A 23,736-nucleotide genomic window follows, 5' to 3' on the forward strand; every position below is an offset into this window, starting at 1 on the left:
GATGATTGACGAAACAAAAACACTTTTACTATAATAAAGAACATAATAAATAAGATCATGAGCTGATATAAATACACCTGCTTTGAACGGGAAGAGTACAAGAAAGACGCATGAAGAGAGAGAAGCTACTGTGCTGAAAGGCTTCTTATGCCGTCTCATTGGAAGGTCGCCCGGGAGCATAATTTCTTGAACATACAGTAGAGAAATTCGGGCCGCACCCGTTATCCGTTTAAGTGCATGAACAAATCTGTTCATGAAAAAAGGTGGTACCGCGAAAGAGCTTTTCGTCCTTTATCAGGATGAAGGCTCTTTTTTAGTTGCTCAGCCATTTCTAACATGCTGGAGGGTTATCATGGATACAAACGAACAAACAATGCCGACAAAATATGATCCGTCTGCGATTGAAAAAGGCCGCTATGATTTTTGGCTGAAAGGAAAATATTTTGAAGCGGGCGGCGATCAAACGAAACAGCCATATTCTGTCGTCATTCCGCCGCCGAACGTGACGGGCAGGCTGCACCTCGGTCATGCGTGGGATACGACGCTGCAAGATATCGTTACGCGTATGAAACGCATGCAGGGCTATGACGTGCTCTGGCTTCCGGGCATGGATCACGCCGGGATTGCCACTCAGGCAAAAGTCGAAGCGAAACTCCGCGAACAGGGTACAAGCCGCTATGACCTTGGCCGTGAAAAGTTTCTTGAAGAAACGTGGAAGTGGAAGGAAGAGTACGCTGATTTCATCCGCAGCCAATGGGCCAAAATGGGACTCGGGCTCGATTACTCGCGCGAACGTTTCACTCTTGATGAAGGGCTGAACAAAGCCGTGCGTGAAGTATTCGTCAAATTGTACGAAAAAGGTTTGATTTACAGAGGCGAATATATCATCAACTGGGACCCTGCCACAAAAACGGCTTTGTCCGACATTGAAGTGATTTACAAAGACGTACAGGGCGCGTTTTATCATTTGCGCTATCCGTTAGCAGACGGTTCAGGCTCAATTGAAATCGCGACCACCCGTCCGGAAACGATGCTTGGCGACACGGCTGTCGCGGTTCATCCTGAAGATGAGCGCTACAAGCACTTAATCGGCAAAACGGTGATTCTGCCGATTACAAACCGCGAAATTCCGATCGTCGGCGATGATTACGTTGACATGGAATTCGGATCAGGAGCCGTTAAAATCACGCCTGCCCATGACCCGAATGACTTTGAACTCGGAAACCGCCACAATTTAGAACGGATTCTCGTCATGAATGAAGACGGAACAATGAATGAAAAAGCGCTGCAATATAACGGAATGGACCGGTTTGAATGCCGCAAAAAACTCGTCAAAGACCTTCAGGAGACAGGCGTTCTCTTTAAAATCGAAGACCATATGCATTCTGTCGGACACAGTGAGAGAAGCGGCGCCGTTGTTGAGCCGTACCTGTCCACACAATGGTTTGTCAAAATGCAGCCGCTGGCCGATGCGGCGGTTGACCTTCAGTCCAAAGAAGACAAAGTTCACTTCGTTCCTGACCGTTTCGAGAAAACGTACCTGCACTGGATGGAAAACATCCGTGATTGGTGTATTTCCCGTCAGCTTTGGTGGGGCCACCGCATCCCGGCTTGGTATCATAAAGAAACAAAAGAAGTGTATGTCGGTCTTGAAGCGCCTGAGGACAGCGAAAATTGGGAACAGGATTCAGACGTGCTTGATACATGGTTCAGCTCCGCGCTGTGGCCGTTTTCTACAATGGGCTGGCCTGATGAAAATGCTGAAGACTTTAAGCGTTATTACTCAACCGATGTGCTTGTGACAGGGTATGACATCATCTTCTTCTGGGTATCCCGGATGATTTTCCAAGGTCTTGAGTTTACCGGCGAGCGCCCGTTCAAAGACGTGCTGATCCACGGCTTAATCCGTGACGAGCAGGGCAGAAAAATGAGTAAATCCCTTGGGAACGGCGTTGATCCGATGGATGTCATCGACAAGTACGGAGCGGATTCACTGCGCTACTTCCTGGCAACCGGAAGCTCACCCGGACAGGATCTCCGTTTCAGCTATGAAAAAGTGGAATCCACGTGGAATTTCGCAAATAAAATTTGGAACGCTTCCCGTTTTGCCTTAATGAACATGGACGGCATGACGTATGACGAACTTGATCTGTCCGGTGAAAAATCAGTTGCTGATAAGTGGATTCTGACAAGACTGAATGAAACGATTGAAGACGTTACCCAACTTGCGGATCGTTATGAATTCGGTGAAGTCGGACGCCATCTGTACAACTTTATCTGGGACGATGTGTGCGACTGGTATATCGAAATGGCGAAGCTTCCGCTGTACGGGGAAGATGAAGCGGCGAAGAAAACAACCCGCTCTGTTCTTGCTTACGTGCTTGACCAGACGATGCGTCTTCTGCACCCGTTTATGCCGTTCTTAACAGAGGAGATCTGGCAGCACCTTCCTCATGAAGGCGAGTCAATCACGATCAGTTCTTGGCCTGTTCCGGTTCCGGAACATACGGACAAAGAGGCAGCGGCGGATATGAAACTGCTTGTTGAATTAATCCGTTCTGTCCGCAATATCCGAAGCGAAGTTAACACACCGATGAGCAAACAGGTTGAACTTTACATTAAAACATCTACGGAAGAAATTGCCGGACGCCTTGAGAAGAACCGTTCTTACGTTGAGCGTTTCACGAATCCGAGCACGCTGAAAATCGGGACGGATATCACCGCGGCAGACAAAGCGATGACAGCGGTCGTCACCGGAGCGGAAGTGATTCTGCCGCTTGAAGGGCTGATTAACATCGATGAGGAAATCACCCGTCTGCAAAAAGAATTCGACAAGCTGACAAAAGAAGTCGAACGCGTTCAGAAAAAACTCGGCAACGAAGGATTCATCAAAAAAGCTCCTGAGCAAGTCATTGAAGAAGAACGCGCAAAAGAGAAAGACTACACGGCAAAACGCGAAGCTGTCCGGCAGCGGATCGCAGAGCTGAAAGGCTGATAAAACAGCGGGGCGGTTTCCTAAGAAACCGCCTTGTTGTATAAAAGAGGGGATTTCATTGTTTAATACGTACAAAGAAGCGATCAGCTGGATTCACGGCAGACTCAAGTTCGGCGTTAAGCCTGGCCTTCTCCGTATGGAAAGGCTGATGGAAAAATTAGAACATCCGGAAAAGAATATCCGCGCCATTCATGTGGCGGGCACAAACGGCAAAGGCTCCACCGTCTCTTTTATCCGTTCCGTGCTTCAAGAAGCCGGTTATACGGTCGGCACATTCACATCTCCCTACATCATTACGTTCAATGAGCGTATCAGCGTAAACGGCACGCCGATTTCTGATGAGGAATGGAGAGCGCTCGTTAATGAAATCAAACCGATAGTCGATGAGATTGATAAAACCGATGCCGGAACGGTGACAGAATTTGAAATCATTACAGCGTGTGCATTTTTATATTTTGCGAAGCGGGATGATATCGATTTTGTCATTTTTGAAGCGGGGCTCGGCGGCACATTCGATTCAACCAATATTGTGAAACCGCTTTTGTCGGTCATTACAAGCATCGGACATGACCATATGGCGATTTTAGGCAATACCATTGAGGAGATCGCCGGGCAGAAAGCCGGTATTATTAAAAATGCCACTCCGGTCATTACAGGTGTCAATCAGCCGGAAGCACTCGGCGTTATTGAAGCAGAGGCCGAAGAAAAGCAGGCTCCGTGCCAGTCTCTATATAAGACATGCAGACTGTTTAATGGTGCGGCGCTTCCGTCGGGCGAAAGCTTTTCGCTGGAAACGGAAACGAAATGTTATGAGGACGTTCAAACGTCGCTGATCGGCATTCATCAAAGGCAGAATGCGGCCTTGGCGATATTGGCTGCTGAATGGCTGAATCGCCTGAAAATCACAGCCATTTCTGAAGAAGCATTGCGAAACGGTCTGAAAAAAGCTTCATGGCCGGGCCGGTTTGAACGGCTTCAAAGCCGCCCTTTAGTGTTTGCGGACGGCGCCCATAATGAAGAAGGCGTTAATACGCTGACAGAAACGATCAGGCAGCGATTTGCCGATAAAAACGTCCATGTCGTATTCAGCGCTTTAAAAGACAAACCGTATCAGGAAATGATTAAAAAGCTTGAAACCGAAGCAGATTCCATTCATTTTGCGTCATTTGACTTTCCGCGTGCCGCAAGCGCCGAAGACCTTTACAATGCAAGCGGCCTTGCGGATAAGAGCTTTGATGAGAACCCGGACAGTGTGAAAGAGTGGATAGAACAAAAAGATGGAGCGGATGATGTCATCATCATTACCGGTTCCCTATACTTTATTTCCGAAATGAGAAAGCGGCTGATCTGACAGCCCCTGAAACACCCGGCAAGCCATTTTACGGTTTTGCCGGGTGTTTTTATGAGGAAAACACATTTTCAGCCATTTCAGGCATGGTATTTTTCTATGCTACAATCTGAGCCAGATTGATAGAAAAGGTGTGGTCTGAGTGCTTTTCATTCTGTTTGTTCTCGGTCTGATTTTCGGTTCTTTTTTTTATACAGTCGCAAGCCGTATTCCGCTTCGAATCTCGGTTATTTCGCCGCGTTCATCCTGTTCGTTCTGCGGCTTGCCGCTCTCCTGGGGGGAGCTTGTGCCTGTTGTTTCCTATATCCTGCAAAGAGGAAGGTGCAGACACTGCCGTGAGAAGCTGTCAGTGATGTATCCGGCGGCGGAATGCTGGACGGCATGTTTATTCACTGCTGCCGGTATCCATTTCGGTTTCTCAAAAGAGCTGCTAATCGCGCTGTTATTTTTGTCTCTGCTGATGATTGTGACTGTGACGGATCTGCAATATATGCTGATTCCTGACAAGGTTCTGCTGTTTTTTCTTCCGCTTTTTATCGCCGGCCGTATTTTTTCTCCGCTGGATTCATGGTATGCGGGGTTTGCCGGAGCTGTTTGCGGATTTGCTCTGCTTGTTTTTATCATGTTTGTCAGTAAAGGAGGCATCGGCGCAGGTGATGTGAAGCTGTTTGGAGTGATCGGACTTGCGCTCGGCGTGAAGCTCGTCCTTATTGCATTCTTTCTTTCCGTTATAATCGGAGCCGTATACGGTATGTGCGCCGCAGCGGGAGGCAGGCTTGGTAAAAAGCAGCCTTTCCCGTTTGCGCCGGCCATCGCAGCCGGGAGCGCTTTGAGTTACTTATACGGTGAAGAGCTGTTCGCGTTTTACATCACACTCGCTTCAGGCGGGGCTTGAAAAATTTGGCGAACGTTTTTTGGACAAGACGACAAAAGTCTTGTTCTTTTTTTTTACGCCTATGCTAAAGTGTGAACCATGATCAGTTCAAGGTACGGCCAAGACGAATGCAAGGGGGAAGAGACGTTGAAAAAAAGGAAAAGCAAAAAGAACAGCAAAGCCAAAAACGATGCCCTTAAAGTAACGATTAACGGAAAAGAAGAAACGATGTATGGACAAGAAGATGTGAATGAAGGCGGGGAGAAAACCGTCACATTTTCAAATTGGGAAGAAACAAAGAAGGCGGAGCAGGAGATTGCAGCATCTCATGAAGATCCGAAAGAAGAAGACTTCAATTGGGATGATGAGAAGAATCATGAGGTATTTGAAGACGATCCGAAAGTCGTCCCGCCATACCAGAAGAAAAACACGGGTCCTCATTTTCCGAAAAAGAAGCAGCCGTCTTCTCCAGTTAAAAAAGCGGTCACGACAATTGCTGTTGCGGCTGTTTTAGGCACCGGCCTCGGCCTTGTCGCCTTAAATATGTCGGGAAGTAAAGAAGCCTCCGCCCCCGCATCCGCTGACAAAGGTTCACAAGGACAGACGGTGAAAGCGGGAGACGTTTCAAAAGACAAACCAGAAACAAGCAGCACAGGAAACGCGGAACAGTCAGACGGAAACTATAAAACATTTGCGGTGCAGGCCGGAAAATTTTCATCAGAAAAAGGAGCGCAAACGCTTGTTGACCAGCTGACTGAAAAAGGATACTCGGCTGTCTCTCTGGCAAAAGAAGACGGGTACACATACGTGATCGCCGGTCTTGCAGCGGAAAAAAGCTTATCACAGCAATTGGGCCAGACGCTGATAGACCATGATTTTGAGGCTTGGGGCGGAAAAGAGCTCAGCTTTGCGGTCGATTCAGGATTGAAAGGCTCTTTTAAACAAGCATCTGAGCTCTCGGCGAAAGCGATTACCGGCAAAGACATTTCAAAAGCGGATGTGGCTGAAGCGGCCAAATCGGCAGACGGCGCAGACGCCGCTGACAAAAAACAGAAAGAGGCCGTGCTTCAAGCGCTGAAAGAACTGGAAACGTCCGGTTCCGAATCCGGCTGGAAAGCCCAAAAAGAGCTTTTAAGCGTTGTGAAATAATAATCTCTCAATTCCCGTCATCCGGCGGGATTTTTTATTTTGTCATCAAAAAGTTATTTTTCTGAAATTGTGGTTGCCCGTTTGATTTGGTAGGATAGACAAGTATCTTTTTTTCTTAAGCAAACCCTGAAAGGATGACAATCATGACAAAACGCTTAATACTCGCATCACAATCTCCGCGAAGAAAAGAACTCCTTAATCTTCTTCAGATTCCTTACAGCATTATTGCGAGCCGCACAGATGAAAAATTAAATCGAAACCTTTCGCCGGAAGAAAACGTCCAATGTTTGGCCGAGCAAAAAGCCGGTGCTGTATTGGCCGAAAATCCCGATGCAGCCGTTATCGGCGCTGACACGATGGTGTGCATAGACGGCGAGTGCCTCGGCAAACCGCGTGACAGAGAAGAAGCGGCACGCATGCTGCGGAGGCTTTCCGGCCGAAGCCATCAAGTCATTACGGCGGTCAGCATTCAGACGCATGACCGGAAAGAAACGTTCTGTGACACGACGGAAGTGACGTTTTGGCCGCTCAGTGAAGACGAAATACAGCTCTACATTGAAACTAAAGAACCGATGGATAAAGCAGGTGCATACGGCATCCAAGGAAAAGGCGCGCTTTTAGTGAAAAAAATAGACGGTGATTTCTATTCTGTCGTCGGGCTTCCTGTCGCTAAAACAATGAGAGCCCTGAAAGAATTTAATATAAAAGCTTGATGTTCAAACCGGGAAGGGGAACAAGGAGGGGTTGATCATCCGTGATCTGCCGTTAAAATTAAGAGATTTCCCCGAAAATGAAAAACCAAGAGAGCGGCTTCTGCACTTCGGAGCCGAACATCTGTCTAACAATGAACTGCTTGCCATCCTGCTGCGGACGGGAACGAAACACGAGTCCGTCATGAACCTCTCTCACCGGCTGCTGCGGACGTTTGACGGGCTGCGCCTGTTAAAAGGCGCCTCTGCCCAGGAGCTTTCCAGCATTCCCGGAATCGGCACGGTGAAGGCCGTTCAGATTCTTGCCGCAATTGAGCTGGGCAGCCGTATTCATAAGACTGCCGCCGGGGAGCACCGGGTCATCCGTTCTCCCGAAGACGGGGCGAAGTATGTGATGGAGGACATGCGCTTTTTATCCCAGGAGCATTTTGTCTGTTTATATTTAAATACTAAAAATCAAGTCATTCATAAACGCACCGTTTTTATCGGAAGTCTGAATTCATCTATTGTCCACCCGCGGGAGGTGTTTAAAGAAGCTTTCAAACGATCCGCCGCGTCCTTCATTTGCGTTCACAATCATCCTTCAGGAGATCCTACACCGAGCAGGGAAGATATAGAGGTAACCAGGCGGCTTTTTGAGTGCGGAAATTTAATCGGCATCGAGCTGCTCGATCATTTGGTCATTGGTGACAAAAAATTTGTGAGTTTAAAGGAAAAAGGATATTTGTAACACTTTTTTTTTCGTTGATTTAAGATATAATAGATTTTATGAGTTTTTCCCTTTAGGGTATTTTTGCTTTAAGAAAGGAAGATACATACATATGTTCGGAATTGGTACAAGAGACCTTGGTATAGATTTGGGAACCGCGAATACGCTTGTGTTTGTTAAAGGTAAAGGAATTGTAGTGAGAGAGCCGTCAGTCGTTGCTCTGCAAACGGATACGAAATCGATCGTGGCGGTCGGTAACGATGCGAAAAACATGATCGGAAGAACTCCGGGCAACGTGGTTGCGCTCCGTCCGATGAAAGACGGCGTTATCGCTGATTATGAAACAACTGCGACAATGATGAAATACTACATTAATCAGGCTGTGAAAAATAAAGGGTTATTTGCGAGAAAGCCGTATGTTATGGTGTGTGTGCCGTCAGGTATTACTGCCGTTGAAGAACGGGCGGTCATTGACGCGACAAGACAAGCGGGCGCACGCGACGCTTATCCGATTGAAGAACCGTTTGCGGCAGCAATCGGCGCGAATCTTCCTGTATGGGAGCCTACGGGCAGCATGGTCGTTGATATCGGCGGCGGAACAACTGAAGTGGCGATCATTTCTTTAGGAGGCATTGTCACGTCTCAGTCAATCCGCGTAGCCGGTGACGAAATGGACGACTCAATTATCAGCTATATCAGAAAAACATATAATCTGATGATCGGTGACCGTACAGCGGAAGCCATTAAAATGGAAATCGGTTCAGCAGAAACCGGTGAAGAAAATGCGTCAATGGAAATCCGCGGCCGCGACCTTCTGACAGGTCTGCCGAAAACGATCGAAATTACGGGAACGGAAATTGCAAATGCCCTGCGTGATACAGTTCTTTCAATCGTTGATGCGGTGAAGAGCACGCTTGAAAAAACACCGCCTGAGCTGGCAGCTGACATTATGGACAGAGGTATTGTGTTAACCGGGGGAGGCGCCCTGCTCCGCAATCTCGATAAAGTCATCAGCGACGAAACGAAAATGCCTGTACTTATCGCTGAAGATCCGCTGGATTGTGTTGCGATCGGCACTGGAAAAGCACTGGAGCACATCCATCTTTTCAAAGGAAAAACAAGATAATCAGGAGTTAAATAGAAGAGGTGTATCACGATGCCGAACAAACGGTTAATGCTATTACTTCTGTGTATTATCATATTGGTGGCTATGATTGGATTCTCGCTGAAGAACGGCCGTAATACCACCTGGCCTGAAAAGCTGATCGGTGATACGACGGGAGTATTTCAAAATATTTTTCACACGCCTGCCGAATATTTTGCAGGGTTCTTCGGGGACATAAAAGACCTGAAAAACACGTACAAAGAAAACGAACGCTTGAGACAAAAGCTGGACGGACAGACACAATATGAAGCGAAGCTCCAAGAACTCAAAGATGAAAACAAGAAGCTGCGTGATGAACTCGGGCATGTCAAATCGATTTCCGACTATGATCCGATTTTAGCGACCGTTATCGCCAGAAATCCTGATCAATGGTACAAGCAGATCATGATCAATAAGGGAACGAAGCAGAAAGTGGCCAAGGACATGGCGGTCACAAACGAAAAGGGTGCGCTTGTCGGGAAGATCAAAAGCAGCGGACTCAACACTTTCACATCCGCCGTTCAGCTGCTGAGCGATGTTGACCGCAATAACAGAGTGGCCACCAAAATCTCCGGCAAAAAGGGAAGCAAAGGCTACGGTTTAATTGAGGGGTATGATAAAAAGAAACAGACCCTGAAAATGACCATCCTTGAACCGGATGAAAAACGTGAAGTGAAAAAAGGCGACCTTGTGGAGACCTCCGGAACGGGCGGCGTATTTCCTCAAGGGCTGACGGTCGGCGAAGTAACCGATGTCGAATCAGATGCTTACGGCCTGACGAAAATCGCTTACGTGAAACCGGCTGCCGACCTGTATGATCTTGACCATGTCATCGTCGTCAATCGAAGCGTAGCAACAGGGGAGGAAGGATCGTGAAACGTTTCCTTCTCCCTTTGATTATGATTTTGGTCTTTTGTGCGGAAAGCATCTATACAGATCTGGTGCATTTTCCTTTCGTTTCCGACGAGCAGCAGGTCGTTCCGCATTTTCTTTTGCTTGCGCTGATTTTTATGTCCGCTTATGTCAACCAAAAGCATGCGGTGATCTACGGTCTCATTTTCGGACTTCTTTATGACATCAATTATACGGGTGTTTTAGGCGTTTATATGTTTGGTTTTGCCGGTTTATGCTACCTGGCGGCCAAAGCGTTTAAAGTGCTGCAGACAAATGCCCTGATGGTCATTCTGGTCGCTGTGCTGAGCGTATGTTTGCTTGAATTTTACGTTTACGGCATTCAGACGTTAATCCGCAGCGGCACAATGACGTTTAACGATTTTGTCATTCAGCGGTTTTTGCCGACCGCTGTGCTGAATATTGCGGGAGCCATTATATTAGTCCTGCCCTTTAGGCTGTTTTATATAAGTCTGAAGAAAGAATTAAGAGATGAGTAAAAAGGATTTTATCTTTTTTTGACGAAAAGAGTATGTTGTTGAGGTGAACATTGATGAAGACCAAAAAGCAGCAATATGTAACAATAAAAGGAACAAAAAACGGCTTAACATTGCATCTGGATGATGCGTGTTCTTTTGATGAGCTTCTCGATGGTCTTCAAAATATGCTGTCGATTGAACAATATACTGATGGCAAAGGCCAAAAAATCAGTGTTCATATCAAACTCGGGCATCGGTATCTGTATCAGGAACAGGCAGAGCAGCTGACTGATCTGATCGCGTCAAAGAAAGATTTAGTCGTGCATTCAATTGACAGTGAAGTCATCGCCAAAGAAGAAGCGCAGCGGATGAAAGAGGAGCAGGAAATTGTTTCTGTTTCTAAAATCGTCCGTTCAGGTCAGGTGCTTCACGTAACGGGAGATTTGCTTTTAATCGGAGATGTGAATCCCGGCGGTACGATCAAAGCCGGAGGAAATATATTTGTTCTCGGTTCATTAAAAGGGATTGCCCATGCGGGTTATAACGGAAATAACCGGGCTGTGATCGCCGCATCCGAAATGATGCCGACACAATTGAGGATCAATCATGTGTTAAATCGCTCCCCAGACCACATTCAAAAAGGGAACGACATGGAATGTGCTTATTTAGATACTGACGGAAATATGGTCATTGAACGCCTTCAACAATTGGCTCATTTAAGACCTGATCTAACAAGGCTTGAGGGAGGAATGTGAAATTGGGTGAGGCTATCGTAATAACTTCGGGAAAAGGCGGAGTAGGTAAAACAACAACATCTGCAAACCTCGGTACCGCCTTAGCCATTTTAGGGAAGCGCGTCTGTCTGGTAGACACAGATATCGGACTGCGCAACCTTGATGTCGTAATGGGTCTTGAAAACAGAATTATTTACGACTTAGTAGATGTAATTGAAGGCAGATGCAAGACGCATCAGGCGCTTGTCAAGGACAAACGTTTTGATGATCTGCTTCATTTAATGCCGGCTGCCCAGACAAGCGACAAAACGGCTGTTGTCCCTGAGCAGATCAAATCGCTTGTGCAGGAGCTCAAGCAGGAATTTGATTATGTCATTATCGATTGTCCGGCCGGAATTGAACAAGGCTATAAAAATGCCGTTTCCGGAGCTGATAAGGCGATTGTGGTGACGACGCCGGAAATATCAGCGGTTCGGGATGCTGACCGCATTATCGGACTTTTGGAGCAGGAAGATATTGAACCGCCGCGCCTCATCGTCAACCGCATCAGAAATCACCTCATGAAAAACGGTGACACGATGGATGTGGATGAGGTTGTTCATCATCTGTCTATTGATCTCCTCGGAATCGTTGCCGACGATGATGAAGTGATCAGAGCTTCAAATATCGGCGAACCGATTGCCATGAATTCTAAAAACCGCGCCAGCATTGCTTACCGCAATATCGCCCGGCGTATTTTGGGAGAATCCGTTCCTTTGCAGGTGCTTGAAGAGCAGCAAAAAGGGATGATGGCGAAAATCAAGTCGTTTTTCGGCGTGCGTTCATAAATATACTGGAATACAAAGATCTGATAAAGCCCAGCTTATCAGGTCTTTTTTGTTGTTCAACAGGGCGCATATTTGCAATGGACAAGGCATAGGATGTACAAACCCAACGATTGCAAAGGATGATGGCGATGAGTCACAGAGCTGATGAAATTAGAAAAAGACTGGCCAAAAGGAGAAAACCGCGCCCTGAATCAAAACAGACTTTCGTTCAAAACGCCCGACCGCAGAAGCCTCCCGCATGGCAGACGGTCAAGGAGCAGGAAAAGCACAGGCTCCTTCCGGACTATGAATATCAAACGGAACATCCGCCCGAATTTAACGGACGGCATCCGCTGATCAACGCTCATTCTATTATTTTGAAATGCCTGCTGGCCGCCTGTCTCGTACTGATTTCCGCTATCGCCTATAAAACTGACAAACTGCCGCTGAGTCAGATTAAACCGGCGATTGCACAAACCTTTCAAAAAGAATTTCAGTTTGCTGCCGTGAATCATTGGTTTGTATCCTCATTCGGAAACCCGCTTGCTTTTCTCACCCCGGGAACGAAAAAGAAGGACGGTCAGGTAGCGGTCAGCCAGGATATGGCCGTTCCCGCCGCGGGGAAAATCCAGCAGAACTTTCAGAATAACGGAGAAGGCGTCGTTGTTGAAACAGCCAGTGAAGCCATTGACAGCGTAAAAGAAGGCTACATTACGGAAGTGAGCAAAGATGAAAAAACAGGGCTGACGGTGAAGGTGCAGCATGCCGACAATACAAGCAGCATTTACGGCCGGCTCAAAGATGTTGACGTATCATTGTATGACTTTGTCGATAAAGGAAAAAAGATCGGTTCGATCAAGCTTAACGATAAAAGTAAAGGACAGTATTATTTCGCGATTCAGGATGGCGATAAATTCATAGATCCGATTCAGGTGATCACATTTGATGAATAAATGGCTCAGCCTTCTCTTCAAAATTCATGTCCACCCTTTTCTTTGGATTATCATGGGGCTTGGTCTTCTGACGGGGCACATTAAAGCGCTGCTGTGTCTTTTGCTGGTCGTATCCGTTCATGAGCTGGGGCATGCTGCTCTGGCTGTGTTTTTTTCGTGGCGCATTAAACGCGTCTTTCTGCTCCCTTTCGGCGGGACGGTTGAGGTGGAGGAGCACGGAAACCGGCCGCTTAAAGAGGAATTCGCGGTCATTCTGGCGGGCCCGTTCCAGCATGTGTGGCTTCAGGCGGCAGCCTGGCTCCTTTTTATGTCCGGCTTTACAAGTCAGCAGACATTTGAGATGTTTACCTTTTATAATCTCTCCATTCTTTTCATCAATCTTTTGCCGATCTGGCCGCTTGACGGCGGAAAGTTTGTGTTTTTATACTTCTCTAAACAAATGGCTTTTCAAAAAGCGCATCTCCTCAGCCTGCAGACATCAGCCGTTTTTGCACTTTTGCTCTGCTGCTGGATTGTGCTGGCCGTCCCCCTCCAGGTCAGCGCATGGGTGCTGTTCGTTTTTCTCGCCGCTTCTTTATGGGATGAATACCGCAAGCGGCATTATATTCAGCTGAGGTTTCTTTTAGAGAGATATTACGGTAAAAACCGCGATGTCGCCATGCTGCATCCTTTGACTGTCGCAGCCGATGCCAAAGTAAAGCATGTCATGGCCGAATTCAAACGGGGCTGCAAACATCCCATTATCATTGAAAAAGCCGGCGAGAAGCTCAGCCAGCTTGATGAAAATGAAGTGCTTCATGCATATTTTGCTGATAAACGGACAGATTCCTCCATGGAAGACCTGCTGCTGCCTTACTAGAAATAGATTGACATATCTCTTTGGTTCTGATATATTTTTTAATGTTATGGATGTAGCACCAATGCTACAACCGCTCGGGACAGGTGATAAGAGCTTTAAAGCCCCCTGTTGCTGGCGAGTCTTAGTCTAATAGGAGGTGCAGAGAATGTACGCAATCATTAAAACAGGCGGAAAACAAATCAAAGTTGAAGAAGGTCAAACTGTTTACATCGAAAAACTTGCTGCTGAAGCAGGTGAAACAGTGACGTTTGAAGACGTATTGTTTGTTGGCGGAGACAGCGTGAAAGTCGGCAACCCAACAGTTGCAGGCGCGACAGTTACAGCTAAAGTTGAAAAACAAGGCCGTGCTAAAAAAATCACTGTTTTCCGTTACAAGGCAAAGAAAAATGTTCATAAAAAACAAGGTCATCGTCAGCCTTATACTAAATTGACAATCGAAAAAATCAACGCGTAAGCATGATTGAGGCAACAATTCGAAGATCCCGAAATGACGGGGGCATTTTGTCCTTTGAAATGACGGGACATGCCGATTTTGCTGAACATGGACGAGATCTCGTTTGCGCCGGGGTTACGGCTGTCGTTTTCGGGGCGATCAATGCGGTTATCGCGCTGGCTCCTCTCGAACCGATTCTTGATATAGGCGAGGACGGGGGTTATTTCTACTTTGAATTCCCTGAAGCCGCTGATCAGGAAGCTTTGCAAAAAGCGCAGCTGCTGATTGAAGGCATGATTGTTTCTCTTGAAACGATCGAGCGGGATTACAGTGAACACTTACAGTTGACTGCAAACCAAATATAGGAGGTGAGTTACATGCTTAGATTAGATCTTCAGTTTTTCGCTTCTAAAAAAGGTGTAGGTTCTACAAAGAACGGACGTGACTCTGAATCTAAACGTTTAGGCGCTAAACGTGCAGACGGTCAATTCGTAACGGGCGGATCTATCCTTTACCGTCAACGCGGAACGAAAATCTACCCAGGTGAAAACGTGGGCCGCGGAGGAGATGACACTCTTTTTGCTAAAATCGACGGAACTGTTAAATTCGAACGTTTCGGCCGTGACCGCAAAAAAGTGAGCGTATATCCTGTAGCTCAATAATGACACAAAAAACTCCGGTCGTTGACTGGAGTTTTTTTTGCAGTAAGCGGAGTAACATCAAGAATGAAAAGCAGAGGACGCGTGAGTGAACCCCGCCTTGAATGAGGACATCAGCTTCTCATACCCACTGGATATGTTCCCCAAGCAGTGATACCAAAAATGTTTCTGCCTGGCATCCGCAGTGCATGCGATCCGAAAAAGGAACATGATGAACCAGGAAAAACAAGTGTTTTTCTAACAAAGCCTTCTCTGTTATAATTCATAGTACACACTTATCAAGACTCCTAAAAAGAAATTAAACGATTGGGAGTGCGAAAATGAAGGATGTATCGAAGAAACAAGAAGAACCTGTAAGCGATGCGGCTCTGATTAATGAGCTGATCCAATTAATGGGCCATTTCCGTCATGATTGGATGAATAAGCTGCAGCTGATAAAAGGAAACTTAAGTTTGCAGAAGTATGACAGGGTCGTTGAAATAATCGACGAAATGGTCATAGATGCAAAGCACGAGTCAAAGCTCTCAAACCTGAAAACCCCGCACTTGGCGTTTGACTTTCTTACATTTAATTGGAAGTCCCGTTATATGAGGCTCGAATACGAAGTGCTCGGAGAAATTAAAGATTTATCGGCATATGATCAAAAGCTGTCAAACCTGATGAGAAAACTGTTTCATCTGTTCGGTCTGGCGGTAAGCAATGAAAGTGAAAATCATCTGACCGTATCGCTGCAGACGGATCACCCTGACAGACAGCTTATTGTATATCTCGATTTTCATGGAACGATTGCAAATGCAGATGTGTTTGATGAATTTCGCAAATCGCGGTATGAGGACTTTGATGTCATGCAATTTGAGCTGACCGGCCATGAATGTGTGGCCGAAATTGGAATGAACTAGCGGTTTTTTACGGTTTAGAACGGAGGATATTATGTTTGTAGATCAGGTGAAAGTATATGTAAAAGGCGGCGACGGCGGTAACGGAATGGTTGCGTTCCGCCGTGAAAAATATGTGCCGAAAGGCGGGCCTGCCGGCGGTGACGGCGGTAATGGAGGCGACGTCGTCTTTGAGGTTGATGAAGGATTGCGCACGCTTATGGACTTCCGGTACCAGCGCCATTTCAAAGCGATACGCGGCGAGCACGGCATGTCTAAAAACCAGCACGGCAGAAACGCGGACGATATGGTTGTTAAAGTTCCGCCCGGCACAGTCGTTACGGATGACGATACAAAACAGGTCATTGCCGATCTGACTGAACATGGACAGCGCGCCGTCATCGCAAAAGGCGGACGCGGCGGACGCGGGAATACCCGCTTTGCGACACCGGCCAACCCGGCACCGCAGCTGTCAGAGCACGGAGAGCCCGGAAAAGAGCGCTATATCGTGCTTGAACTGAAGGTGCTTGCAGACGTAGGTCTCGTCGGCTTCCCGAGTGTCGGAAAATCTACGCTTCTGTCTGTCGTTTCATCGGCAAAGCCGAAAATCGCCGATTATCATTTTACAACGCTTGTTCCGAATCTGGGCATGGTGGAAACGGATGACGGAAGAAGCTTTGTCATGGCGGATCTGCCCGGCCTGATTGAAGGAGCGCACGAAGGAGTCGGCTTAGGCCACCAATTTCTCCGCCATATCGAACGGACGCGCGTCATTGTTCATGTCATTGACATGTCAGCGATGGAAGGCCGTGATCCGTATGAGGATTATGTGACCATTAATCAGGAGCTCAGTGAATATAATCTGCGGCTGACGGAGCGTCCGCAAATTATCGTTGCGAATAAAATGGACATGCCCGAAGCGGCTGAAAATCTTAAAGCGTTTAAAGAAAAGCTTCAGGATGACCATCCTGTCTTCCCGATCAGCGCGGTGACGAGAGAAGGGCTCCGCGATCTTCTGTTTGAAGTCGCCAATCAGCTGGAAACAACGCCTGAATTCCCGCTGTATGATGAAGAAGAACTGGCGGAAAACCGCGTGATGTACACGATGGAAGATGAAGAAATTCCATTTAACATTACCCGTGATCCGGACGGTGCGTTTGTGCTTTCAGGTGACAGTCTGGAACGCCTCTTTAAAATGACTGACTTCTCCCGTGACGAATCCGTCAAGCGTTTTGCAAGACAGATGCGCGGAATGGGCGTTGATGAAGCGCTCAGAGAACGCGGGGCTAAAGATGGCGATATCATCCGGCTTCTGGAATTTGAATTTGAATTTATTGATTAAAAAGACGGAGAGCTTGCGATGCAGGCTCTCTGATGTAAGAGGGAGGGGTGCAGGTGAAAGAAGAGACATTTTATTTAGTGCGTGAAGACGTTCTGCCTGATGCGATGCGGAAAACCCTTGAAGTCAAAAAACTGCTGGACAGAAAAAAGGCTGAATCGGTTGCAGATGCCGTGCAGAAAGTTGATTTGAGCAGAAGCGCTTTTTACAAATACCGAGATGCGGTTTTCCCTTTTTACACGATGGTTAAAGAACAAATAATCACACTTTTCTTTCATTTGGAGGATCGGTCAGGCGCGTTGTCCCAGCTTTTGCAGGCGGTGGCTGACTCAGGAAGCAACGTGCTCTCCATTCACCAGTCGATTCCGCTTCAGGGCAGGGCGAATGTCACGCTCTCAATCAGCACATCCGCAATGGAAGAAAACATTCATACGTTAATGAATAAACTGAGAAAATTTGATTTTATAGAAAAAGTTGAGATCTTAGGGTCAGGCGCGTAAGGAGAGAAGAGAAACATGAGAGTCGGTTATTTAGGGCCAGAAGCCACATTTACACATCTAGCAGTCAGTTCCTGCTTTCAAAACAGCGTGACACAAGCACCTTATCATACAATACCGGCATGCATGGATGCGGCGGTTGCGGGAGAAGTGGATCTTGCATTTGTTCCTTTGGAAAACGCGCTGGAGGGCTCGGTTAACTTAACGATTGACTATTTGATTCATGAGCAGCCTCTTGCGATTGTGGGGGAAATGACGCTGCCGATTTACCAGCACCTGCTCGTTCACCCTTCGAGAGAAAATGAGTGGAAAAAGCTTGAGAAAATTTTTTCTCATTCACATGCGATTGCGCAATGCCACAAATTTCTTCATCGGCATTTTTCGTCCGTCCCTTATGAGTATGCGAAGTCAACAGGTGCGGCTGCTAAGTATGTGAGTGAGCATCCGGAACTTCCGATCGGCGTGATTGCGAATGAAATGGCGGCTGCTACATACGGCTTGAGCATCGTGAAGCGGGATATTCAGGATTATCAGGATAACCACACGAGATTCGTCATTCTTTCGCCTGAAAAAGACGTCTTATTTGAAGTGAATGCAAAACTGTCATCAAGATCGAAAACGACGATGATGGTGACGCTTCCCCAAGATGACCAATCAGGCGCACTGCACAGGGTGCTGTCCGCTTTTTCATGGAGAAACCTGAATTTATCAAAGATCGAATCGCGCCCGACAAAAACGGGTCTCGGCAACTATTTCTTTATCATTGATATTGAACAGGCGATGGATCAGGTGCTCATTCCCGGAGCCGTTCAAGAGATGGAAGCCCTCGGCTGCCGGGTCAAGCTTCTGGGAACATATCAATCCTATTCGATATAAAAAAAGCCCTTCTGGGGGCTTTTTTTTTTAATCTTTTATTAATATACCCGCGTCGTCCAAGGCTTGGCAGGCTTGATCAATCCGCTCTTTCGTCGGCGCGCTTAACGTATGGAGATGCACGCCTCCTGTCAGTTGTGAAAGGTAAGCGGCATTTGTCGAGTTAATGTGATCCATGAATTGTTTGACTTCTTTCCGTGTGCTGACTCTTATGGCAGCGGTTAAATCGCCGTATACGGGGTGTTCAATGATGACGTCCTTTATGGTGACCCCTTCATCGACGATGAGTTCAAGCTCTTCTTCCGTCCGCTCCGGGCCGTGCAGGCAGGCGACAATCCGTTCGGCGTTTTTTTCGCCGCCGGCATTCATGCTGATGTATAAATAGCCTTGGCTCGTGGCGATAATCGGTTCGCTTTTTGCTTTCAAGAGGGATATATCCTGCACGATCACCTGTCTTGAGACATTTGCTTTTTTGGCCAATTCGCCCCCTGTTAATGGTGAGCCGGCTTCTTTCAGCCATTGAAGCAGCATGTCGCGTCTTTTCGTCCCCGTAAGCTTCGTTCCTTCTGTCAAATTGCTGATTCTCCTTTCTTTTGCTCCCATAGCGCCGTAAATGTATGTATCAGCATATCGAGCTGTTCACATGTTGTTTCATTTCCGAATGAGATCCGGAAAAACTGCCGCGCTTCCCGTTCGGTTTTTCTCAGCGCCTTCATAGCTGAAGAAGGGCCGTGACTGCCGGCGGAACATGCGCTCCCGGTTGAGATGCAAATATCATTACGATTACATTCTAACATAACATATTGTCCTTCAAAGGAGTGAAAAAAACACCCGACAATGTGGGGCAGGCATTCACCGCCGGTTTCTTCCTCTGAAAATGAAATGGGGAGGCCTTGACGCCGAATTTGGTCATACAAATAATTCCTCAGCCTGTCAGCATGCTCACGGTGTTCCGCCATGTGTTTCACTGCATACTCCGCAGCAGCGGTAAAAGCGCCGATGGCCGGTACATTCACAGTACCCGGCCTGAACCCGTTTTCATGTACGGTATGCGGATAAACCGGCTTCCAGCTGACGCCGGGCCGAATGTAAACAGCCCCGGTGCCTTTCGGGCCGTATACTTTATGACCGGAGACGGAAAGGGCATCGATACCCGTCTGATCTGCATTAATCGGCAGTTTGCCGAAACTTTGAACACAATCGCAATGAAGCAAAATATTTCGATGGTGAAGAAAAGCGGCCAGGCGATCCACTGGCTGGATGAGACCGGTTTCTGAATTGGCGTGCTGTATAGAAACAAGCCCCGTGTCAGGACGGATATGAGCCGCCAATATGTCCTCGGTTATAAGGCCGTTTCTGTCGGGGTAAATGACAGTGACTTCAATTCCCTGATCCGTTAAAAACGCCGCGGCATTATGGATCGAATGGTGTTCCATTGCGGTCGTAATAAAATGTTTTTTGTGAGGGGGAAGACCATGCAGCAATGATTGGACGGCCAGAATGTTCGCTTCCGTGCCGCCGCTTGTAAAATAAATGCCGTCTGCCGCTCCGCCGATCAATTTTCCTGCAGACTGTCTGCAATATTCCAGCACATCCGCCGCTCTCCCTCCGGCATCATGAAGGCTGCTTGCATTTCCGAATGCTTCTGTACTGAGATGCTGAAAGACTTCCGCGGCTTTTTGGCTTAAAGGCGCTCCCGCCGCATAATCAAGATAAATCATACAGGCCGTCTCCTATCCGTTTATGTTAAAAAAAGCTTGAGTTTATTTTATCCTTGTGTAAATATAGGTGTCAAGACAGGTGTAAAAATAACAGGAGGGTGATTATGTCTGGAAAAACAATTATCATCATTGGTTCGGGGACGGCGGCCCTTGCCTGTGCTTCTGCATTTCCTCCGTCATACCAAGTGACCGTCATAACGAAAAGAAACGTAACAAACAGCAATTCGCATTATGCTCAAGGCGGGATTGCTGTTTCATATGCAGAAGATGACTCCATTGACTCCCATGTGAACGATACACTGTATGCGGGTTGCGGCCATAATGACGTGACAGCCGTGCGGGATTTGCTGCAAAGCGGACAAAGCATGATAAACCAGCTGATAGAAAGTCAATTTCCATTTGATACGAAATCAGACGGAACATTTTGTCTTGGCAAGGAAGGCGCTCATTCTAAAAGAAGAATTCTGCATGCCGGGGGAGATGCGACCGGACGGATTTTGGTTGAGTATCTGCTTCGGCAGCTGAGGGGCGGCATACGGATCATTGAACACGAAACGGCTGTTGAGCTGCTGATTGAACACGGACGATGCGCGGGCGTTGCCGTAAAGGATGCTTCAGGCTCCGTTTCTTACAGAAGAGCGGATTGCGTAGTGCTTGCCTCAGGCGGGTGCGGCAGTCTGTATCAGTATCATACAAATGATTCCGCCATAACGGGTGACGGCATCGCTCTTGCCTTACGCGCGGGAGCAGAGATCACGGATATGGAGTTCACCCAGTTTCACCCGACCCTCCTTGTGAAAAACGGGACTGTGTACGGGCTGATTTCTGAAGCTGTGAGAGGGGAAGGCGGATATTTAACGGATCGTTCAGGGCGCAGAATCATGACGGGCAGACACGCGCTTGAAGATTTGGCGCCGAGAGATGTCGTTTCACGGGCGATTTTCGAAGAAATAATGAAAGAAAATCCAGTTTACATGAATTGCAGCCGGATAGCCGATTTTAACAAACGTTTTCCGACCATAACAGAAATTTGTAAAACAGCCGCCGTTGATATTGAAAGCGGAATTCCCGTAGCCCCGGGGATGCATTTTTTAATGGGCGGAGTAAAAACCGATACATGGGGGAAAACGTCTGTGCCTGATCTCTACGCCATAGGCGAGACCGCCTGCACAGGCCTGCACGGGGCAAACCGGCTTGCGAGCAACTCGCTGCTGGAAGCTTTGGCAAGCGGACAAAGGTGTGCGGAACATATCATTCAAACGCCGTTAAACGGAAGATATAAAAAAGCTTCGAGAAAATCTGACGTCATCTTACAAGTGCCGGACACAACGCTTCACATGCTCCAAGCCAAAATGACAGCCGGAGCGGGCATCGTCAGAGATAAAGAAAACATGCAGGCGCTGGCATCCTGGCTTCACAAAGTACCTGTTCATCATATGAATGTGAAGGATATCACAACGGAACAAGCCGAGCTGTCCTGCTTATGGCAGACCGCACAACTCGCCGTATCTTCTGCTCTTATCCGGGAGGAAAGCAGAGGCGCCCATTTTCGCGCTGATTTTCCCGGGACAGAGAAAGAGTGGCATGGAAAACAAATCATTCATTCAGCATCAGGAACAGTTATCAGAAAAAACGAAGGGATTGGGGAAATATGGACATTCTGCAGCTGAAGCAAATGCTGACACATTTTTTTCAGGAAGATATCGGAACGGGTGACGCAACGTCACAAGCGATTTTTTCGGATCAGCAATGTAAGGCGGAGATTATCGCCAAAACAGACGGTGTGTTTGCCGGAGAAGCCGTTATCCGAGAAGGGTGGAAGCTTTTAAACAACGATATCCGCGTCCGCTCCCTGAAAAAAGACGGAGAACGGATGAAAAAAGGAGACGTGCTTGCTGAAATGGAAGGCCCGGCGGCGGCTCTTCTTACGGGGGAGCGTGTCATCCTGAATCTTATACAAAGAATGTCAGGCATTGCGACAATGACGGATGAGGCCAAAAGGCGTCTTGATGATCCGTCCATTAAGCTTTGCGATACGAGAAAAACGACACCGGGGCTCAGGATGCTGGAAAAATACGCCGTCCGGATCGGCGGCGGCTGTAATCACCGCTTCGGCCTATACGACGGCATCATGATTAAAGATAATCACATTGCCGCCTGCGGATCGATAAAGGCAGCCATGGAGCGGGCAAGACAAGCGGCGGGGCAGATGCTTGCGGCAGAAGTCGAAATCGAATCCGAAGAGCAGCTGCTGGAGGCAATAGACGCGGGCGCAGACGTTATTATGTTTGACAACTGTCCGCCTGAGACCGTCCGGCGTTTTGCAGCCATGACACCGGCCCATATCAAAACGGAAGCATCCGGAGGCATAACGCTCGACACATTGCCTGCTTATAGAGGAACAGGCGTACAATATATTTCACTCGGATTTCTGACTCATTCAGTAAAAAGCGCCGATATCAGCATGGATGTTGCGGCGGCGGAACAGGGGGATTTTTCATAATGTCTATCTTTGACGTATTAACTGCATCAGCTGAAATGATGCCGAGCCATTATAAAAACTTGAGCACCGGAGAAATGGAGGAGCGGGTCGCCGCGATTAAACAGTCCTTCGGAAAACGTCTGTTCATTCCGGGACATCACTATCAAAAAGATGAAGTGATACAATTTGCCGATACTGCCGGTGACTCCCTGCAGCTTGCCCAAGTAGCCGAAAAAAATAAAGATGCGGAATATATTGTGTTTTGCGGCGTGCATTTTATGGCGGAAACGGCTGATATGCTGACTGATGATAACCAAACCGTCATTTTGCCCGACATGCGCGCCGGCTGTTCGATGGCTGATATGGCTGATATACAGCAGACGGATAAAGCATGGCAAGAGCTTCAGGAGCTGTACGGTAACACCATCATTCCGTTAACATATGTTAACTCGACGGCGGAAATTAAAGCATTCGTCGGGCGGCACGGCGGAGCGACCGTCACTTCTTCGAATGCCCGGAGCGTGCTGGAATGGGCTTTTAAACAAAAGGAAAGAATTTTATTTTTGCCGGATCAGCATTTAGGCAGAAATACAGCATATGACCTCGGCATTCCGCTGACAGAAATGGCTGTATGGAACCCGGCTCAGAACCGATTGCTTACTGACCACCCGGAAAACATTAAGGTCATCCTTTGGAAAGGACATTGCTCCGTACACGAAAAATTCACAGCGGAAAATATTTCTCAGCTGCGGCAGCGGGATTCTGACATCCGCATTATCGTTCACCCGGAATGTTCGCGGGAAGTGGTCTCGCTAAGTGATGACAGCGGATCTACCAAATACATTATTGATACGATTGAACAGGCTGAGCCGGGAAGCAAGTGGGCTGTCGGTACGGAAATGAATCTTGTGCAGCGCCTCATTCAATCGCACCCGGATAAACAGATTGAATCACTGAATCCGGATATGTGTCCGTGTCTGACAATGAACAGAATCGACCTTCCGCATTTATTGTGGTCGCTTGAGCAGCTTGAAAAAGGCGAGCCGAAGGGTGTCATTAAGGTTCCGGAAGCGGTTCGGACAGAAGCGCTTCGTGCGTTGAACAGAATGCTGAGCCATACGTAAAAATAAAAAACTCCCCTCCTTTCCAAATTTTTTATCATCATGCCCAGCTCGCCTGCATATAGTGTGAAGAAACGTATTGTAA

At 47.5% G+C, this 23,736-nt stretch carries 25 protein-coding genes and 2 other annotated features; of the genes, 23 read left to right on the forward strand and 2 right to left on the reverse strand.

Annotated elements, in window-relative coordinates; translation table 11 throughout:
* Window positions 1-73: 73 nt before the first annotated feature.
* Window positions 74-295: a binding site (T-box leader), on the forward strand.
* Window positions 296-352: 57 nt separating this feature from the next.
* The 20 genes from ACQE26_RS10625 to pheA all read left to right on the forward strand — a co-directional run bounded on the left by ACQE26_RS10625 (window position 353) and on the right by pheA (window position 18,330).
* The gene (locus ACQE26_RS10625; protein WP_500469304.1) at window positions 353-2,995 is read left to right on the forward strand and encodes a valine--tRNA ligase; all 2,643 of its coding nucleotides are present in this window, start codon (window positions 353-355) and stop codon (window positions 2,993-2,995) included.
* Between the two features lie 58 nt (window positions 2,996-3,053).
* Window positions 3,054-4,346, forward strand: coding sequence for a bifunctional folylpolyglutamate synthase/dihydrofolate synthase (locus ACQE26_RS10630; protein WP_500469305.1), 1,293 nt, complete (start codon window positions 3,054-3,056; stop codon window positions 4,344-4,346).
* A 139-nt stretch (window positions 4,347-4,485) separates the two neighbouring features.
* Window positions 4,486-5,238, forward strand: a complete 753-nt coding sequence (locus ACQE26_RS10635) for a prepilin peptidase (RefSeq protein WP_500469307.1) — start codon at window positions 4,486-4,488, stop codon at window positions 5,236-5,238.
* A gap of 126 nt (window positions 5,239-5,364) precedes the next feature.
* Window positions 5,365-6,366 (forward strand): SPOR domain-containing protein, encoded by a 1,002-nt coding sequence (locus tag ACQE26_RS10640; protein WP_500469309.1) that lies wholly within the window; start codon window positions 5,365-5,367, stop codon window positions 6,364-6,366.
* 143 nt (window positions 6,367-6,509) lie between these two features.
* Entirely contained in the window at window positions 6,510-7,079 is a 570-nt protein-coding gene (locus ACQE26_RS10645; protein WP_366969123.1) for a Maf family protein, read from the forward strand.
* Window positions 7,080-7,110: 31 nt separating this feature from the next.
* Window positions 7,111-7,806, forward strand: a complete 696-nt coding sequence (gene radC / locus ACQE26_RS10650) for a RadC family protein (RefSeq protein ID WP_016938780.1) — start codon at window positions 7,111-7,113, stop codon at window positions 7,804-7,806.
* A gap of 91 nt (window positions 7,807-7,897) precedes the next feature.
* On the forward strand, window positions 7,898-8,911 hold the full coding sequence (gene mreB / locus ACQE26_RS10655; RefSeq protein ID WP_003152647.1) for a cell shape-determining protein MreB: 1,014 nt from the start codon (window positions 7,898-7,900) through the stop codon (window positions 8,909-8,911).
* A gap of 30 nt (window positions 8,912-8,941) precedes the next feature.
* Entirely contained in the window at window positions 8,942-9,805 is an 864-nt protein-coding gene (mreC, locus tag ACQE26_RS10660; protein ID WP_500469312.1) for a rod shape-determining protein MreC, read from the forward strand.
* On the forward strand, window positions 9,802-10,320 hold the full coding sequence (gene mreD / locus ACQE26_RS10665) for a rod shape-determining protein MreD (RefSeq protein WP_438420323.1): 519 nt from the start codon (window positions 9,802-9,804) through the stop codon (window positions 10,318-10,320). The genes mreC and mreD overlap by 4 nt, the downstream gene beginning before the upstream one ends.
* A 53-nt stretch (window positions 10,321-10,373) precedes the next feature.
* The gene (minC, locus tag ACQE26_RS10670) at window positions 10,374-11,054 is read left to right on the forward strand and encodes a septum site-determining protein MinC (protein ID WP_438420322.1); all 681 of its coding nucleotides are present in this window, start codon (window positions 10,374-10,376) and stop codon (window positions 11,052-11,054) included.
* A 2-nt stretch (window positions 11,055-11,056) separates the two neighbouring features.
* Window positions 11,057-11,860, forward strand: a complete 804-nt coding sequence (minD, locus tag ACQE26_RS10675) for a septum site-determining protein MinD (protein WP_016938784.1) — start codon at window positions 11,057-11,059, stop codon at window positions 11,858-11,860.
* A 128-nt stretch (window positions 11,861-11,988) separates the two neighbouring features.
* The gene (locus ACQE26_RS10680) at window positions 11,989-12,792 is read left to right on the forward strand and encodes a peptidoglycan DD-metalloendopeptidase family protein (protein WP_500469314.1); all 804 of its coding nucleotides are present in this window, start codon (window positions 11,989-11,991) and stop codon (window positions 12,790-12,792) included.
* Window positions 12,785-13,651 (forward strand): M50 family metallopeptidase, encoded by an 867-nt coding sequence (locus ACQE26_RS10685; protein ID WP_060964648.1) that lies wholly within the window; start codon window positions 12,785-12,787, stop codon window positions 13,649-13,651. The genes ACQE26_RS10680 and ACQE26_RS10685 overlap by 8 nt, the downstream gene beginning before the upstream one ends.
* Window positions 13,652-13,709: 58 nt before the next feature.
* Window positions 13,710-13,783: a sequence feature (ribosomal protein L21 leader region), on the forward strand.
* Window positions 13,784-13,796: 13 nt separating this feature from the next.
* Window positions 13,797-14,105: a 50S ribosomal protein L21 gene (gene rplU, locus ACQE26_RS10690; RefSeq protein WP_016938787.1), complete on the forward strand. Its 309-nt coding sequence runs from the start codon at window positions 13,797-13,799 to the stop codon at window positions 14,103-14,105.
* 2 nt (window positions 14,106-14,107) lie between these two features.
* Window positions 14,108-14,449 (forward strand): ribosomal-processing cysteine protease Prp, encoded by a 342-nt coding sequence (locus tag ACQE26_RS10695; RefSeq protein ID WP_500469315.1) that lies wholly within the window; start codon window positions 14,108-14,110, stop codon window positions 14,447-14,449.
* A 12-nt stretch (window positions 14,450-14,461) separates the two neighbouring features.
* Window positions 14,462-14,746, forward strand: coding sequence for a 50S ribosomal protein L27 (gene rpmA / locus ACQE26_RS10700; protein ID WP_003152662.1), 285 nt, complete (start codon window positions 14,462-14,464; stop codon window positions 14,744-14,746).
* A 317-nt stretch (window positions 14,747-15,063) separates the two neighbouring features.
* Window positions 15,064-15,642 carry a sporulation initiation phosphotransferase Sop0B gene (spo0B, locus tag ACQE26_RS10705; protein WP_003152664.1) on the forward strand — a complete coding sequence of 193 codons (579 nt, stop codon included), beginning with the start codon at window positions 15,064-15,066 and terminating at the stop codon, window positions 15,640-15,642.
* 31 nt (window positions 15,643-15,673) lie between these two features.
* Window positions 15,674-16,960 carry a GTPase ObgE gene (gene obgE, locus ACQE26_RS10710; RefSeq protein WP_007408172.1) on the forward strand — a complete coding sequence of 429 codons (1,287 nt, stop codon included), beginning with the start codon at window positions 15,674-15,676 and terminating at the stop codon, window positions 16,958-16,960.
* Between the two features lie 53 nt (window positions 16,961-17,013).
* Window positions 17,014-17,457, forward strand: a complete 444-nt coding sequence (thrR, locus tag ACQE26_RS10715) for a transcriptional regulator ThrR (protein ID WP_016938790.1) — start codon at window positions 17,014-17,016, stop codon at window positions 17,455-17,457.
* Between the two features lie 15 nt (window positions 17,458-17,472).
* Window positions 17,473-18,330, forward strand: a complete 858-nt coding sequence (pheA, locus tag ACQE26_RS10720) for a prephenate dehydratase (protein WP_500469317.1) — start codon at window positions 17,473-17,475, stop codon at window positions 18,328-18,330.
* 27 nt (window positions 18,331-18,357) lie between these two features.
* Here the strand turns inward: pheA and ACQE26_RS10725 are convergent, their stop codons facing one another.
* Both ACQE26_RS10725 and ACQE26_RS10730 read right to left on the reverse strand, forming a co-directional pair.
* Entirely contained in the window at window positions 18,358-18,900 is a 543-nt protein-coding gene (locus ACQE26_RS10725; protein WP_500469319.1) for a transcription repressor NadR, read from the reverse strand.
* The gene (locus ACQE26_RS10730) at window positions 18,897-20,048 is read right to left on the reverse strand and encodes an IscS subfamily cysteine desulfurase (RefSeq protein WP_500469321.1); all 1,152 of its coding nucleotides are present in this window, start codon (window positions 20,046-20,048) and stop codon (window positions 18,897-18,899) included. The genes ACQE26_RS10725 and ACQE26_RS10730 overlap by 4 nt, the downstream gene beginning before the upstream one ends.
* Before the next feature lie 104 nt (window positions 20,049-20,152).
* Here ACQE26_RS10730 and nadB point away from each other — a divergent pair, with 104 nt between their 5' ends.
* From nadB to nadA, 3 genes are read left to right on the forward strand one after another with little or no spacing between them, the layout of a single operon-like run.
* On the forward strand, window positions 20,153-21,718 hold the full coding sequence (gene nadB / locus ACQE26_RS10735) for an L-aspartate oxidase (protein WP_500469322.1): 1,566 nt from the start codon (window positions 20,153-20,155) through the stop codon (window positions 21,716-21,718).
* A complete protein-coding gene (gene nadC, locus ACQE26_RS10740; RefSeq protein ID WP_500469324.1) occupies window positions 21,700-22,551 on the forward strand; it encodes a carboxylating nicotinate-nucleotide diphosphorylase in 852 nt (283 codons plus the stop codon). Before nadB ends, nadC begins: the two co-directional genes overlap by 19 nt.
* A complete protein-coding gene (gene nadA / locus ACQE26_RS10745) occupies window positions 22,551-23,654 on the forward strand; it encodes a quinolinate synthase NadA (RefSeq protein WP_500469326.1) in 1,104 nt (367 codons plus the stop codon). The genes nadC and nadA overlap by 1 nt, the downstream gene beginning before the upstream one ends.
* Window positions 23,655-23,736 lie beyond the last annotated feature (82 nt).

This window comes from Bacillus sp. 5RYD7K (genome assembly GCF_059831465.1).

Bases quoted from the DNA above. Each gene is read 5' to 3' on its own strand.
- ACQE26_RS10625 (WP_500469304.1), top strand. From the start codon at position 353: ATGGATACAAACGAACAAACAATGCCGACAAAATATGATCCGTCTGCG.
- ACQE26_RS10645 (WP_366969123.1), top strand. From the start codon at position 6,510: ATGACAAAACGCTTAATACTCGCATCACAATCTCCGCGAAGAAAAGAA.
- mreB (WP_003152647.1), top strand. From the start codon at position 7,898: ATGTTCGGAATTGGTACAAGAGACCTTGGTATAGATTTGGGAACCGCG.
- mreC (WP_500469312.1), top strand. From the start codon at position 8,942: ATGCCGAACAAACGGTTAATGCTATTACTTCTGTGTATTATCATATTG.
- minC (WP_438420322.1), top strand. From the start codon at position 10,374: ATGAAGACCAAAAAGCAGCAATATGTAACAATAAAAGGAACAAAAAAC.
- ACQE26_RS10680 (WP_500469314.1), top strand. From the start codon at position 11,989: ATGAGTCACAGAGCTGATGAAATTAGAAAAAGACTGGCCAAAAGGAGA.
- ACQE26_RS10685 (WP_060964648.1), top strand. From the start codon at position 12,785: ATGAATAAATGGCTCAGCCTTCTCTTCAAAATTCATGTCCACCCTTTT.
- rplU (WP_016938787.1), top strand. From the start codon at position 13,797: ATGTACGCAATCATTAAAACAGGCGGAAAACAAATCAAAGTTGAAGAA.
- ACQE26_RS10695 (WP_500469315.1), top strand. From the start codon at position 14,108: ATGATTGAGGCAACAATTCGAAGATCCCGAAATGACGGGGGCATTTTG.
- rpmA (WP_003152662.1), top strand. From the start codon at position 14,462: ATGCTTAGATTAGATCTTCAGTTTTTCGCTTCTAAAAAAGGTGTAGGT.
- spo0B (WP_003152664.1), top strand. From the start codon at position 15,064: ATGAAGGATGTATCGAAGAAACAAGAAGAACCTGTAAGCGATGCGGCT.
- obgE (WP_007408172.1), top strand. From the start codon at position 15,674: ATGTTTGTAGATCAGGTGAAAGTATATGTAAAAGGCGGCGACGGCGGT.
- pheA (WP_500469317.1), top strand. From the start codon at position 17,473: ATGAGAGTCGGTTATTTAGGGCCAGAAGCCACATTTACACATCTAGCA.
- ACQE26_RS10730 (WP_500469321.1), bottom strand. From the start codon at position 20,048: ATGATTTATCTTGATTATGCGGCGGGAGCGCCTTTAAGCCAAAAAGCC.
- nadB (WP_500469322.1), top strand. From the start codon at position 20,153: ATGTCTGGAAAAACAATTATCATCATTGGTTCGGGGACGGCGGCCCTT.
- nadC (WP_500469324.1), top strand. From the start codon at position 21,700: ATGGACATTCTGCAGCTGAAGCAAATGCTGACACATTTTTTTCAGGAA.
- nadA (WP_500469326.1), top strand. From the start codon at position 22,551: ATGTCTATCTTTGACGTATTAACTGCATCAGCTGAAATGATGCCGAGC.